Raw genomic sequence first — 14,838 nt, 5'->3', positions numbered from 1 at the left:
ATGTCCCCCATATCCGGCGACCAGGTCATTGCCACCATCCTCAAGCACGATAACAAAACCACCAGCTACAAAATAGCGCTGCTGCGGGCCCTCAACGACCTGGCCCTGCTCTATCCCGGGCTGGCCGAGTCCGGCCAGCCCGTCGCCGTACCGCTCACCCGCCTGGCCGAGCTTTGGACGGCCTATTACTGGCCTTTCGCCGATGAACACCAGCCTATCTACCAGGGGGCTCGCGCCCTGGTAGCCGGCCAAGTCCGCAACGACGTATCCTTCCGCCCGGACCTGACCGAGTTGCGCCGCCAGTGGCAGGCCTGCGTGCAGCTGCCCGCCCAGTCCGCCGACGGCTTCTTCCTGCTCACCGAGATGCGCACCCCGCGCCGCCGCGCCACCTACGCGCCCGAACTGCAGCGGACCTACGCCCAGGCCGTGGCCGCTGCCGCCGAGGCCCTGCGCATGCCCATCCGCTATGCCGGCCCCGGCCAGTGGTCGGTTTTCGACAAGCCCGCCCGCCTCAGCCTGCTGCCGGCCCCAGTGCAGGCCCTGCCTGGTACCAACCCGCACGATACCTGCCTGGTCGTGCCGGCCACTTTGTGGGAAGCCTTCCAGCGCCTCTCACTCTACGTCGAGGCCCTCTGCCTGCACGAGTGGAGCCTGTTCACTGAAACCGTCACCCAGCCCGCCGACCAGCTCGTTACCCGCGGCCAGGTTTACACCCTGCTCACCACCCGCCCCGACAACCGCCGTCCCCTCACCTGGGAACGCAACCAGGTCGATATCCTGCTCCACGAAAACGTGCGCTTCACCTGCCCCTGGACGCAGAAGTCGCTCACCAAGCCCGAGCACTACGACCTCGACCACCTGCTGCCCCTGTCGCTCTACCCCGTCAACGAGCTGTGGAACCTGCTGCCCGTCGACCGCCGCTACAACCAGCACACCAAGCGCGACCGGGTGCCCAACCAGCAGGGCCTGGAAGCCGCCGAACCCCTGCTGGCCCAGGCCTACGCCACCTATCAGCAGTCGGCCAGTCTGCGCAAGGTTATGTACGAAGATTCGGCCCTGCGCTTCAGCGGCCTGCAGCCCGGCCTGGCCTTTCCCACCCAGCTCGCCCACCGTGCCATCAGCTTCATTGGCGAGGTAGCGGATGCCCGCTACATCCAGCGTTACTAATCACGGCTGCAAAGTGGGCCAGGAGTGGTGGAGGCCAAGCGGTTCAGGAAGGGCCGGGCGAGTCAGGACGTTATTCCGCCGGCTCCCCTGATGCGGCAGTCGGCCAGGCAAGTACCCGCGGCTGGGCATTAGACCGGGAGCTAATCACGATAGTTACGTTATCCGCCAGCCGTCCTTTAGCCGGGTCCAGCACATAGTCTCTATTCAGGATTTGCAAGGCCTCTTGGAAGAAGACCTCCAGCGAATCCAGATTACCCTTGTAAGAAACCGGTGCTTCGGCCAGCGCATTCAGCAAGGCCAACTCAATCAACATGCTGTCAAACCAGGAAACCGGACACTTGTAGCCGACTGCCCAGCGGATGCCTGTTCCGCGCACCAGGTCCATCAGGTCTTCGCAGTTGCGGCAAATCTCACAGGAGCTGATGATGACGCCTTCCAACCGGTCAGCACGTTCCCTGACGGTTTTGCGCAGATCCGCGAACCGGATGTTTTTCAACATCCGGCCCTGGCCATGTGAGCCCACATACAGCACCTGACGAGGCTCGCGGGTTAGCCGCAAATCATAGTCCAGCGCCTCCCGAAGCCCGTCCAGACTATGAAAAGTAGAGTGGTAAACGGCCATGTTTCCATGGATGCGCTCCAGCCCCTCAAAGAAGGGGAGTACGGACAGCCGGCGGGTTCCTCGCTGGGGTGTGTCCCAGGGATTCTCCAGCACCAGCAAGGCAATGTCTGCCAGCATTATGGTTTCGGTTAAAAGCGTAATCTGTTAAAGCAGCGGCTTGCGTTCATGGCCCGCTGGATTTCTTGCCTCGGCCGTAGGCTGCAAGGTCAAGGCTGAATGCCGAAATCCTGGCTTCTGCGCCGGCGCTGGGCAATTGAAAAATGACTGCCTGTCTACCCTTTGATAAAACCCGCCGCCAGCATGGCCAGCACGCCTAGTAGCGTAAGCAGGCCAAACACCTGCTGCCGCTTTAGTAGGCGTTGCTGCGCCGCCGCTAGTTGCGTTAGCTCATTCACCTTTTTACTCAGTTCGTCTACCTTGTTGCGTACCCCGTAATCGGGCGTCGAAGGCAAAGGAGATTTGGGCTTGGTTGAAGGCTCCAGCAGTTTCAGCAGCTGGCTCTGCAACTGCTGAAACTGCTGTTTTAAGGTTTCCTGTATTCCCCCCGCTGCCATGCTTTCCGGGGGCCGGCTGCTGGCCCCACTCTTCAGGTGAGCCGTAAGGCCCTGCTGGCCTTGCTTTATTTCCTGCACTGCCTGCTGCACCTGATTCAGCAGCTTGCTCTGTTCGTTCCCCGCAGCAGCCTTCTCCTGCTGTTGCAGCAGGTTCTCACCGCTGCTAAATGCTATTTCCCCAACCGTTTTCTGCACCTGCTTCAGCAGCGCTGTCTGCTCACTTATTTTGGCAGTTTCCTGACCAACCTGCTGCACCTGCTTCATCAAGCTCGCCTGATCATCCGCCGAAGCCAGGTTCCGCACAGCCTGCTCCACCTGACTCAACACCTGGCCGTGCTCCTTCACGACGGTGGCCTCGCGGGTTACCTGCTGCAGCAGCTCGTCCAGCTCCTGGGTGAGATGGTGCGGAATTCCCTCGTTGAGTTGCGCGTCGATCCTGGCCAGCGTCAGCTCCAGCAGCCGCTGCCGCTCCTCTGTTTTTTCCGCCAGCGCCCGATACGGCTCTTCCGCTACCGGCCGGCCAGGTAAGGTGTTTCCCTGTGTAAGCTGCTGCGCCAATTGCGCCAGGGCCTGCTGCTGCTGTGCCGCGGCGGCCTGGCTTAGTTCTGCCACCAGCGCACCGGCGGCCTCCGCCTGCTGCTCCGGTAAGCGGCTCAGGTAGTCGGTTAGCTGCTGGCTCAACTGATTCTGCTGCTGCACCACCCGCTCGGCGGCTTCAATGGCCTGGGTGGCGGCTGACTCTGACAGACTCAGATGGCTCACTGCCGACTTAAGGCGCCGCAATTCCTGCTCTAATTCCTCGAACACGTTTTCAGTAGGGGAGGGCTCGGGGGCGATATACTGCTGGGACATAAAGTGCGAATGACTGCTAGGAAGAATAACCGGCAAGAAAAAGGGAATTGAAACGCTGTAACTGCTGCAATAGCTGCTGGGCTCTGAGCTGCGGCGGTGCCGGCTGCGAATCAGGCGCTTGGAGCTCTGCCAAAACGGGCTCAGTAGCTGGTAGCTCCGGTGTGGCCGTCGGGGCACCCGGAACCACTGGGTTTTCCAGCTCCCACGGAACAAATTGACTGTCCGGGTCATATGCATGCTGCTGCTCGGGCCCCGCCGCGATAATCGCATCCAACCGCTTGCGCCATCCTTCAAACGCCTGCGCCTGTCCGCGCTTTCCGCGAATGGTGCGCACGTAACCCAGATGACGGCGCAACCGGTGGGAGGTAGGCCCTGGAGCCAGCAGCGCGGAGCGAATACCGCCTACATTATGCAGCAAATATTCCAAGCGCCCCAGCGCTTGCTCATGGTGAATCAAGGGCGCCCGAAACACATAAGTGGCCCGGTTGGAATGGGGAAACTGGGGTGCCCATACGAACACTATATCCTCTTGATCCACAATGCGCAAGAGATTCATCTGCTGAGGCAGTACAACCGGGCCTAGTACCAGTTCATCGGCCTCTTCCCCGGCTGCTTCTTCATCGACTGGCTCTTCTTCCGGCTTAGGCTTGGGCCAGTCGGGTTGCAACGGCTTGGCCCGGGAAACCGGCTTTTCCGTCAAAACTATGGTTGGGAATGGGTTTCCTTCAGCTAGCTCAAGCAGGTAGCTGCTCAATTCATCATGCAGCTGTTCATCTTCCCAGTATGCCACCGGGTTGTCAGTTGTACCATGCTCTTTCCGCTCCCGCTGAAAAGAGTAGTGCGCCCTGAGCTGCTGATCGGTAGGGAACTGATGTAAAGCAGCTTCCAGGCCCTGAATCTTTACCAGTTCCCGGGTCTGTTTATCCACGTGCACGAGTACCGGGCAGGCAGCCCAGGGCATCTGCAGAAAACGGGCATTCCATTCCGGTGTCGCTTCGGGAAAGGGGCAGGGAATAGTGTGGTTTTTATCGGCCAGCTCAACCTCCAAATACCCCTCCTGCGGGCAGTAGCAATGGGCCAATGACATGCGGTAGACGGCTACTCCATCCTGCTGCCGTAGCAAGGACCGATGGCGCAGGTGCAGTGCCCCGTTGTAATCCTGTTCCGTCTTTCCAGTCTGTTCCAGATAAGGACGCCCTATGCGCAGAAAGTCCCGTTGCTCTGCCGCGCGCAGCCGACTATAGCCCCGCCGGAAGGCGTAATAATTGAACAAACGCTGCTGGCTTTGGGCTGGTAGGCTCATCCATACCCGCACTTTCACAACGCTAGCACACCGTAGCGTAAACTCCTGTTCTAGCTCCTGCCAGGTAGGCAGTTCAACTACTGCTAATGCCTCATAACCACGTAAAAGGGCATACATTTCTTTGGCTAAGACCTCGCTACCGTCTTCCCAGTATTGCGCACTAAGCCACTCTCTTATTTCCTCAGCGTTAGGTGCAAATCTAGCTGGCAGCTCCTGCTTATAGTTGCTTGTGCGGAGTAGTACTGTGCGGAGTCGGGTCGAAATCTTCCATTCGCTCCAGTTGCGAGGCTCAGGCAATGGATAGCCATATATCCAGAGTTGCTCTAATTGCCCCCCCGTCAGGTTTGCTGCCAGCCAGGGGACAATGGCGCTAAGTAAATCCAAAAAGGCTAGCGCCGGCACGTGTAGCGCCGCAACAATCTTCAATTGGGAACTCATCTGGCCGCGTAATGTGGCCAGACTCTGCCAAGCCTGCAGCACCACTACTGGTATTGATGCTTCTTTGTGCAGCTGTGGCAGATCGGCGTGGGGTTGGCTGGCAACCCAGCACGCAATTTCCTGCAGCGGTACCAAAGGGAAATAATTAATCAAATCAGCCTGCCAGTAAAGCAACAAATCCTCCGCTGATAGATTCGGGGTAATTTGTTCATCAACCAGCCAGTTGATCGGCGGGTTCGGCGCATCTTGCCCAAGCAAGCAATAGGCGTCGTAAGCTGCCCGTAGTTGCCAATGCCGGCAACGCCTTTGTAGTTCTGTTAGCCACTGGCGCAATTCAGTCGGGCTGAAATCGGCCTCTTGGCAAAGCAACTGCGCTAGGCGAACGAGAGCGGCCACTTGTACTCCTGCTGGGTGACGGCCCATAACCGAATCACTGGTCAGTGCGAGCACAAACTCTGGTAACAGCTCCGCGGTAGTTCGGGGCAAGTAAGCCAACAGTTCAGCTAGTCGTCTTTTAGCTAGTTCGGGTAGCAGTTGCAACCGTAGTGCTTCCTGCTCCAGGCCCTGCTCCAGCACCTGCCAGTCAATAGCGATGTTTAGCCCCTGCATCCACCACTGCAGTTGGGTGCTAGTAGCAACAGACTGCAGCAGCCCCGTTATCACTTCCGCATTCTTTTCCTGCACCGGGAATCGCGCAAGGAGCTGCGCGACTACATCATGGACTATTTCTTCAGAGCCTTGCTCCGGCTTAGCCACCGAGTCGACAGGCTCCGCCAGGCACTGTCCGTACTGCTGTAGCAGTTCCTGGTCGCAATACTCCAGCATTGCCGCACGGCGCAGTGGTGATGCCGTTGTAAGCCCCACCGCCAGTACGCTCACCGATGGACTAGGAAGCCAGCCAGCCAGCCACCATTGCAAGTACAGTGCTGGACTAAGGATAGGAGTGAGGCAGTTATAGACTGCTGTCTGTAGGACAGTAATTTGTGGTGGCACAACTGAAGCCTCGAAGTGCAGCCTCCGTAGCACCTGCTCCGCAAAGTCCAGCTCCGTCACCAAACGGTCGAACAGTAGTGGTATTACCCCGGGCAGGGAAGCCTGACTCAACTGCGGCAATAGTTGCGCGGTCTGTTTGGTGTCAGCCTGATTCAGTAGTTGCCCAAGCACTGCATCTTCAGGCTGATCCGTCAGTCCCTGCTGCCAGAAGGCTATCTGAAGGTCGGCGGACAGCTGCATAACTACTAGGCGCTGGAGTTGCTGCCGACTCCGCTGTATGCCTTCTGCCCGGCGCTTTTGCAGTTGCACTAGTGCCAGCTTCGTCCAGTTCACCGGTAAATCTCGTGCTAACCACCCAGCAAGACTATTCACTACCGCCTCTACAGCCGGCACTGAGAGCGAAGACCAGACCTGCTTTAGCTCCATTTCAGCGAGAAGGGGAAGCCGCTCGTTCAAAACCTTTGCTTTCGGTTGACCAACAGCTCCCTGCAGCCACCAACTCACTTGCTGCTCAGCGGGCAGAAAGTCGCTGAGCTTTCTTATTGCCCGCAGCGTAGTGTCTGCCCAGCCCTCCAAGTCCTTCGCTAAATGGCCCCAGCGATAGAAACCCTTTTTCCCACGCTGCAGTGTCTTTATTAAGCTATAGATAGAGTCAAGATGCTGGTTAGACAGCACGGTTTGTTTTGCCTGCGCAACTAGTGCCATGCTCGACCCTTCCAGTAGATGATACCGGACCAGGGTTTCAGCTTGGTAGTCCGCAGAAGCCCGGACGATTCTTTTCGCAATGCGAGCGGCTGGAGCGTGCTCAATTAGCTTCTGTTCCCACCAATCATCAACTTGTCGCTCAGATACCCGGTGTCGGATGTCTGCTAGCAGTGTCAGCTGCTGACTTTTGTCCAGCACTGAACGCAGGGTTAGAAACTCCTGTGCCAGAGCCTCATCAGGTGTCTTACTGAGCACTTGCTGGCATACCTGCAAGGCAATCCCGGCCTGCTGACAGCGCTGCAGCAGCCGCCCAACACCGATTTCCTGCTCTTTTGCCAGCTCTGGCTGAAGCAACATCTGCACGATAACGGCCAGCTGGGGGTGGGGGACTGCCAGCCCCTCCAGCCACAAATCAAACGTATAGGGCTCGGCGATGGAAATCTTTGCGAGGGCCTCCTGAGAGAAAACCGCTTGATTTCGCTGTTGGCCGAGCCTATGCAGCGCTAGCAATTCGTCCCGGGCCTCAGTCGTGATAATATTCTTCAACCGCTCCAACCTCAACAGGCTGTAGGGGGCCAGCAGATAGTCTGGCAGTTGCTGAGTAGTGAAATCTGCATCCGCCACTAATGTTATCAGCAGGGAAGACGGTGCCAGCTCCATGCCGTAGCCGAGCGCTTGTAGTTGCAGGCCCCAGTGGGGGGTTACAACGTTCAGAACGCGCCCTAACGGACGATGAGAGTACCCGTTGCGCAACTGTAGCAGATGGACAAGTGTCTGCGCTTGCTGCTCAGTACCAACAGGGCCAATAGCTGCAATTCGCTTTTCCAGTTCCACCCGTTGTAGCTGCGCCGGCCCGTCATCACTGGCAAGCGCTTGGCCAAACCTGCCAGCTTGTTCTCCGCTCACTATTTGCAGCTCCAGCACCTGTGGCACACTGGCATAGGTCTCGCTCAGACTCACCCGTACCAGTAGCATCATCCCCTCTGTCAATTGGTGGGCTTCTACCTGCGCCACGGATAGGTAAGCGCTGAAAGCAAATCGGGTGGCAACTACCCCGCGACCGGTTACCATGGCCGGAATCCACCGTTGGCTGGTCAGGCCTATGATCTTGCTGCGGGTCAGTTTGCGTACAGCCCGGGCAACCAATGCTTTGGTATTGAGCTCAAATACAACCTCCAGGCCCGCTCTTAATGCTTGGGCCTCGTTTTTCCATACGCCATTAGCATGGAAGCGGTATAGTTCACCCGAACGAATCCTTATAGAGCCACTGCCATCACCATGGATTTTGTTAATGACCCCCAGCCGTACGGGCAGCGCCTCGCTCAGAGTTATTATCGGGGTAATAGAGGGCGCTGAAGCTGCCGCCATATAGTGCTAGTAAGTCAACGCCGACTAAAAAGTCGCCATCTAGGTTGAACGTTCAATAAATAGAAGTACCCGCTGCTAAAAGATCAACCGCTATAAGTAAGTAACCACCCGCTAGCAATGCAGCAGCTAATCTACCGGTTTGTGCTATCCAGTGCAAATACTCTCTTCCGATCACCACACTACCCATTCGGCTAACCACCAGACTATAAGACAGCAAGACCTTTCCAGGTCGTATAGCCTGCTAGTTTAAGTAGCCATAGCCCTATTGCCCGGCCGCCCCCTTTCACTATATTACCAGCCCTTTTACGACCGTTGCACTATCTGATGCCCACCGAATCCTCCGTTACCCCACCCGCCGATAACCCTATCCTCAACAACCCCTACGACGAGCCCCGCAAAGCCTACCAGATGGCGCCCGACGGCAGCCTCGACTACAGCGTCATCAAAACCGGCCGCCGCCCCTACACCCCCGACGCCCAGGTGCTACCCAAAAAGGTCGGCAAGCAGAAGGAGCTCTACGACGTTTCCGACCTGCCCGCCACCGAGGACTACCTCATCAACCGCCTCCGCAAGGAGGTTGGCCAGTGGCGCCACGATGGCTACCCCAACACCACCCGCGTCACCCGCGAGCTGCTCCTGTTCTGGTTCGAGAACAAGGAGCGCCTCGTTACCCAGCGCCTGTTCTTCGCCCAGCGCGAGGCCCTCGAAACGGCCGTCTGGCTCAACGAGGTAGCTCCCGCCCGCGCCGAGAACCGTGGCACCAGCATCCTGGCCGAGCTGGCCACCGCCTGGCAGGTCAGCGACGACGCCGACTTCAACCTGCCCCGCTTGGCCTTCAAAATGGCCACCGGCACCGGCAAGACGGTCGTCATGGCCATGCTCACGCTCTACCACTACTTCAACCGCCAGGAGTACCGCCAGGACACCCGCTTCGCCGACTACTTCCTCTTCGTCACCCCCGGCGTCACCATCCGCGACCGGCTCGGGGTGCTCTACGTCGACACCCAGGCCACCACCGCCACCGACGCCAAGGACTACTACCGCCAGCGCGGCCTTGTGCCGCCCCACCTGCACCAGCGCCTGGCCGGCCTCAATGCCCGCCTCGTCCTCACCAACTACCACGCCTTCGAGCCCAGGCAGCTCCAGGGCAACAAGCGCAGCCCCTTCGACGGGAAAATCGACCCCATAACTGGCCTCAAGGTTGAGGCGAAGGAAGAATTTGGACAGGTTATCCGCCGCCTGCTCGGCAGCTTCCGTGCCGGCAGCCGCCTACTCGTGCTCAACGACGAGGCCCACCACTGCTACCTGCCCAAGTCCAAGAAGGCCGCCAAGGCCGAAGACGGCACCGACATCAAGCAGGAAAACGAGCGGGCCGCCGTCTGGTACCGGGGCCTCGTCGAAATCGGCCGCCGCTTCAAGCTTCAGCAGGTCTACGACCTGTCCGCCACGCCCTACTACCTCAGCGGCTCCGGCTATACGCCCTACAGCCTCTTCAGCTGGGTCTGCTCCGACTTCGGCCTCATCGAGGCCATCGAGAGCGGCCTCGTCAAAATCCCCTACCTGCCCGAGGGCGACGACACCCAGGACCTGCAGGAAGCCAAGCTGCGCGACATTTACGCCCACGTCAAGCACGAACTGCCCAAGCGGGGCTCCCGCACCCAGAAGCTGGAAGGCAAGCCCGAACTGCCCACCCTGGTCAAAACGGCCCTCCACCAGTTCTACGAGCACTACGAAAAGGAATTCCACCGCCTCGGTGGCCTGTTCTCCACGCCTCCGGTGCTCATCTTGGTCTGCAACAACACCAACGTCTCCTCCGAGGTGTTCAAGTACATTGCCGGCTACGAAACGGCTACGGCCGACGGTGAGCCGCTCATCATGCCGGGCCAGTTCGAGCTGCTCACCAACTTCGACCGCCACACCCGTCTGCCCCGCCAGAAGCCCCCGACGCTCATCATCGACTCCAGCGCCCTCGACAACTCCGACCAGGTCAACGACCAGTTCAAGCGCGTGTTCGGCCCCGAGATTGAGCGCTTCAAGCAGGACTACCGCATCATGCACCCTGACCGCTCCGTCGAAAACCTCACCGACGGCGACCTGCTGCGCGAGGTGGTCAACACCGTCGGCAAAACCGGCGCCCTGGGCTCCCACGTGCGCTGCGTGGTCAGCGTGAGCATGCTCACCGAGGGCTGGGACGCCAACACCGTCACCCACATCATGGGCCTGCGCGCCTTCGGCTCCCAGCTGCTCTGCGAGCAGGTGGCCGGCCGCGCCCTGCGTCGCCAGTCCTACAACCTCGTCGGCTACGACAAGGAGGGCCAGCCCACTAAAGACAAGCGCCGCATCGTCGAGTACAAGTTCCCGCCCGAGTACGCCCACATCATCGGCGTGCCGTTCAAGCTGTTCCGCAAAGGCGCCATCACGCCCCCCGAGCCACCCAAGCCGCTCACCCAGGTTCATGCCTTGCCCGAGCGCAAAGAAGAATTTGAGATTCACTTCCCCATGGTGGAGGGCTACCGCCTCGAAACTGGCGGCGACGTCCTAGAGGTGGACTTCTCCAACCTAGAACCGTTTATTATCGAGGGGCACAGATTGCCAACCCGCACCCTAATGACCTCGGCCTTCTCAGAACACGAGCAGGAACTCAATCTCGACAACGTCCGCCAGGTGCGGCGGCAGCAACTCGAGTATTACTACACCCACCTACTGCTTAGAAGTCACCTTGCCGACGCCAAAGGCCAGCCTCGCACCTATTGGTTCGGTCCCGTGCGTGAGGCTGTAGGAAAATGGCTGAGCGATTACGTATCCTGTCTTGGCGGTGCGTTTCACGCTATGCTGCTATTCTACGACGACAAGGCCGTCGTCGAGCATATCAGCCGCGCCATAAAGCCTCAACCACGGGATGGCGACCAAATTCGCCCCGTCTTCTCCCACTACAACGACAAGGTGGGCTCCACCGCCCGGGTGCGCGGTGCCACTAGCCGCGAGGTGTACCCTACTACCAAAAGCCACGTCAACTACGTAGTCATGGACAGTGAGTGGGAGGGCATTGCCGCCAAGGAGCTCGAAAACCTGGAGGAAATGACCGAGGTGGAAGCCTACGTCAAAAACGACTTCATGGGCTTCAGCATCCCATACGTCAGCCAGGCCAAGGAGCGCCGCTATTTTCCTGACTTCATTGTGCGCTGCCTCCTCTCCACCGGCCAGCGGGTCAACATAGTCCTCGAAATCAGTGGCATGGCCGAAGCCAAAGTCGACAAGCGCTGGTACGTCACTGAACGCTGGCTGCCAGCTGTCAATAACGTCGCCGCCCAACTTGGCCTCGACCCCTGGCACTTCCTCGAAGTCGCTAACGACATCCGCAACATCCGCCCCCAGCTCCAAGACTACCTTCAGCAGCTTGAGCTCCAGTACCAGGCCCAGCCTCAACCCATCAGCTAGCCTTTTCTCCCTTCATTTATCCCGCCCTCCGCACGACAACCATTCTGTCGTCCGGCATCCCCTCTCCCCGAGGCTTCGCATATCCAGCGAACCAGAGGTCGGGGGTAAGGCCCCACTACTGCCATGTCTGACAATCTATTCATTCGCTCCACCAACCACGCTGATACCCGCGCCCATATCCCCTCCAAGGAAGAAGCTGGCTATGAGCAAGGTAATGCCAAAGTCCAGCCTAACCATCAGACTGACTTACCCCTTAGCCCCGTCACTACCCGGGGCCAAGACCCCGAACTATTCTGGCTTAACAAATACGGCAAGGACGGCCGCCAGGAGCGCCTCTCCATCGATATCCGCTCCCTCTACCGCCACGAGCACATCGTACCCGAGAATCTCATCAAAGGACTCTACCGCACCGCTGCGCCTGCCTCGGGTCAGATGAGCCTTAACGACCTCTTCGGCAACGCTCTGGATCGGGAAGAACTTAACAAAACCAGTGAGTATTACCAGCACCCGCCTGATGGTTGGACCAACCGCCTCATTCAGGGCGACTCTGAGTTGGTGATGGCTTCCTTGCTAGAGCGGGAAGGCATGGCCGGTACCGTGCAGTGCGTCTACTTCGATCCGCCTTATGGCATCAAGTATGGCTCCAACTGGCAGATGCGGCTCAATAATCGCGACGTGAAGGATGGTAAGGACGAAAACCTTAGCGGGGAGCCGGAGCAGATTAAGGCATTCCGCGATACTTGGGAGCTAGGTATCCATAGTTACCTCACTTATTTACGTGAAAGGCTGCTACTAGCGAAAGAGCTGCTTAATGAAAGCGGATCATGTTTTGTGCAGATTTCGGACGAGAATATACATCTGGTGCGTAATCTGATGGATGAGGTATTTGGTAGTGAGAATTTTTGCTCGCTAATTCAATTTAAGAAAACGAGTGGAGCTAGCAGCCCTGGGGCGAAAACCAATGTTTTAGGCACTGTTGCAGATTACATTATATGGTATGCTAAGAGTTTTGAATTTGTCAAATACAGACAATTATTTAGCGCCAAGAAACTAACGGATGATCCTAACTACCGCAATATAGAAGTAGATGGTGTTAGAAGAAGGATGACACAGGATGAGGCAAGCGGACGTACTCCATTGCCACGTAATGCGAGAGTGTACAGGCTAGATCAAATAAGTAACCAAGGTATTATTCCCCCTTGCATCTATCCGTTAAGCCTTGAAGGCAGAAGTTTTTTGCCTCCGGCAGGACGCCACTGGTCTACCACACCCAAAGGAATGGCGAAGTTGATTGCTAAGGGCAGAGTTGCTTTATCAGGAAATACGCCTTCATATGTGCGATATCACGATGATTTTGGTAACGCGCCGATTAGTAATTGGTGGGATGATACATCAATGGGAGGATTCGTAGAGAAAAGGAATTATGTTGTTCAAACCAACGCAAAAGTTATTCAGCGCTGCATATTGATGACCACTGATCCAGGGGATTTAGTACTTGATCCTACATGCGGGAGTGGAACTAGCGCTTATGTCTCAGAACAGTGGGGCCGTCGTTGGATTACAATTGACACATCTCGTATCGCATTAAACATTGCAAAGGCAAGGTTAATGACTGCGGTTTTCCCATTCTACACACGCGTGTCGAGCTTAGATATAAGGCAAGGATTTATATACAAGAAGGTAAATAGGGTCACGTTAAGAAGTCTTGCAAACGATGAGCCTTCCGAAGAAGAAACTCTTTACGATCAACCTGAAGTTGACAAATCGAAAGTTCGTGTAGCTGGGCCCTTCACCGTCGAAACCCTTCAGGGGCTCGATCCAATAGCGCCAGCCGCAGCTAACACGGCCGCCGCCGCTACAGATTCAGAGGACCGATTCGAGGAGCGCATCTACGACCTCCTACGCTCCGCTGGCATCAAGAACGGCGACGCTACCGAACGCGCCGTCTTCCACCGCGTCGAGGCCATTCCCTCTGAAGGCTACCTCCACGCCGAAGGGTACTATAATGCGGAGGGCGGCGAGAAAAAAGCCTATCTGCATATCGGTGCCAAGTTCGAAGCTGTCAGTCGCCAGGCTCTCAATGGTGCCATCAAGGAGTGCCGCCAGCGCGGTGATGCCGACTGGCTCGTCGTCCTCGGATTCCAGTTCGATACCGACGTCCAGGGCAGCCAGCAGTCTACCAGCGTCGGATCCTTCCGTGTCGATAAAATTCGCATGAACGACGACCTCATGCAGGAGGGCCTCATCAAAAAAGACAAGAAGGCCGCCTCCTTCGTCACCATCGGCGAGCCTGATATCGCCCTTATCGACGCAGATGACAAAGAGATTGCTAAGCCCCAGCCCGGTCAGGAGGTCCGCGTAGAAGTCCGCGGCATGGACCTCTACGACCCCATAAACGATGAAGTAAAAGCCCGCAACGTTAAAGACATTGCCTACTGGATGGTCGATGACGACTACGACGGCTCCAATTTCGTCGTCCAGCAAGTCTTCTTCTGCGGTGGCGAACAGGACGAGTTCAGCAAGTGGAAACGCGGTATTAGTGACCTAGCCAAGCTCAGCACCAAAAAGAAAGCCGAGCACACTCTCCGCATTGAGTTGGACGAAGAAGCATTTGACGAGCTCTACGGCTTTCGGTCCCGCCCCATCAACGTCACCCGCAAAGGCCAGCAAATCGCCGTCCGAGTAATCAGCCAGTTCGGCGAAGAGTCGACGCAGGTTGTTAAGGTTTAAATTTTTTTACGGCTATGACGAAAGCATTCAGGTTAGAGTACGTTCATTTTAAAAACTCAAAAGAGTTTGAGAGACAATTCTATAATTTTTCTCTAAAAGAAAACATCCATTCTAAAGCAGCATATACAACAGTAGTGATTGGGCCTAATGGAACAGGCAAAAGCAGACTATTGAAAGCTGTCGTAGATATACTTAATGATTTGTATAATAAAAAACATGAAGATTCAAATTTTAAATACAGGCCTATTCATCAAGGTGGGTATGAAATAAGCTATTATATGGGCTTAGATAGATATAAAGTCAATTATGATACTTATGAATATGAGTTAAGCATAAATGATGATCCAATATCTATAGACAAATTAGAAATGCCAGACAGCTGCATAGCTGCCGCATACACATTGCACGAAAAATTCGTGATGAATAACGATTACCCAGGAAGAATTAATAGATATTCTGATAAATATAATTCTAACTTTTATAATTACTTGGGAATTAAATCTCAAAATAATTATGCGTTTTCATCAGCAAATATAAATAAAGCGTTGGATTTGATAACTGAGGCAATTTCAAATGAAGGATTCAATAAAGATATTCAAAAGGTATTCAAATTCTTAAATTTTAACGCTGCAATAACAATTACATACGACATAAGAAAACATCATTCA

At 56.4% G+C, this 14,838-nt stretch carries 7 protein-coding genes; 4 read left to right on the top strand and 3 right to left on the bottom strand.

The window, feature by feature from the left end:
- A complete protein-coding gene (locus BLW21_RS15045) occupies positions 1 to 1,167 on the top strand; it encodes an HNH endonuclease domain-containing protein (RefSeq protein WP_092741514.1) in 1,167 nt (388 codons plus the stop codon).
- A gap of 70 nt (positions 1,168 to 1,237) precedes the next feature.
- Here BLW21_RS15045 and BLW21_RS15040 read toward each other — a convergent pair whose 3' ends face one another.
- The 3 genes from BLW21_RS15040 to BLW21_RS15030 form a co-directional block, all read right to left on the bottom strand.
- Entirely contained in the window at positions 1,238 to 1,906 is a 669-nt protein-coding gene (locus tag BLW21_RS15040) for a hypothetical protein (RefSeq protein WP_092741512.1), read from the bottom strand.
- Positions 1,907 to 2,061: 155 nt separating this feature from the next.
- Positions 2,062 to 3,195: a methyl-accepting chemotaxis domain-containing protein gene (locus tag BLW21_RS15035; protein ID WP_092741510.1), complete on the bottom strand. Its 1,134-nt coding sequence runs from the start codon at positions 3,193 to 3,195 to the stop codon at positions 2,062 to 2,064.
- Between the two features lie 16 nt (positions 3,196 to 3,211).
- Positions 3,212 to 8,002, bottom strand: a complete 4,791-nt coding sequence (locus tag BLW21_RS15030) for a hypothetical protein (RefSeq protein WP_092741508.1) — start codon at positions 8,000 to 8,002, stop codon at positions 3,212 to 3,214.
- A 324-nt stretch (positions 8,003 to 8,326) separates the two neighbouring features.
- Here BLW21_RS15030 and BLW21_RS15025 point away from each other — a divergent pair, with 324 nt between their 5' ends.
- From BLW21_RS15025 to BLW21_RS21225, 3 genes are all read left to right on the top strand, one after another.
- Positions 8,327 to 11,440, top strand: coding sequence for a BPTD_3080 family restriction endonuclease (locus BLW21_RS15025; RefSeq protein WP_092741506.1), 3,114 nt, complete (start codon positions 8,327 to 8,329; stop codon positions 11,438 to 11,440).
- A gap of 123 nt (positions 11,441 to 11,563) precedes the next feature.
- Positions 11,564 to 14,170 carry a site-specific DNA-methyltransferase gene (locus tag BLW21_RS15020; RefSeq protein WP_092741504.1) on the top strand — a complete coding sequence of 869 codons (2,607 nt, stop codon included), beginning with the start codon at positions 11,564 to 11,566 and terminating at the stop codon, positions 14,168 to 14,170.
- 14 nt (positions 14,171 to 14,184) lie between these two features.
- On the top strand, positions 14,185 to 14,838 hold a 654-nt coding region (locus BLW21_RS21225; RefSeq protein ID WP_175470991.1), incomplete at its 3' end, for an ATP-binding protein.

It is taken from the genome of Hymenobacter psychrophilus (assembly GCF_900107135.1).
Classification (GTDB): Bacteria; Bacteroidota; Bacteroidia; order Cytophagales; family Hymenobacteraceae; genus Hymenobacter; species Hymenobacter psychrophilus.
Note: the sequence above shows the minus strand (reverse complement) of the source record. Positions and strands in the feature narration are given on the sequence as shown.

Coding starts and splice junctions, on each gene's coding strand:
- BLW21_RS15045 (WP_092741514.1), top strand. CDS start 1: ATGTCCCCCATATCCGGCGACCAGGTCATTGCCACCATCCTCAAGCAC.
- BLW21_RS15040 (WP_092741512.1), bottom strand. CDS start 1,906: ATGCTGGCAGACATTGCCTTGCTGGTGCTGGAGAATCCCTGGGACACA.
- BLW21_RS15035 (WP_092741510.1), bottom strand. CDS start 3,195: ATGTCCCAGCAGTATATCGCCCCCGAGCCCTCCCCTACTGAAAACGTG.
- BLW21_RS15030 (WP_092741508.1), bottom strand. CDS start 8,002: ATGGCGGCAGCTTCAGCGCCCTCTATTACCCCGATAATAACTCTGAGC.
- BLW21_RS15025 (WP_092741506.1), top strand. CDS start 8,327: ATGCCCACCGAATCCTCCGTTACCCCACCCGCCGATAACCCTATCCTC.
- BLW21_RS15020 (WP_092741504.1), top strand. CDS start 11,564: ATGTCTGACAATCTATTCATTCGCTCCACCAACCACGCTGATACCCGC.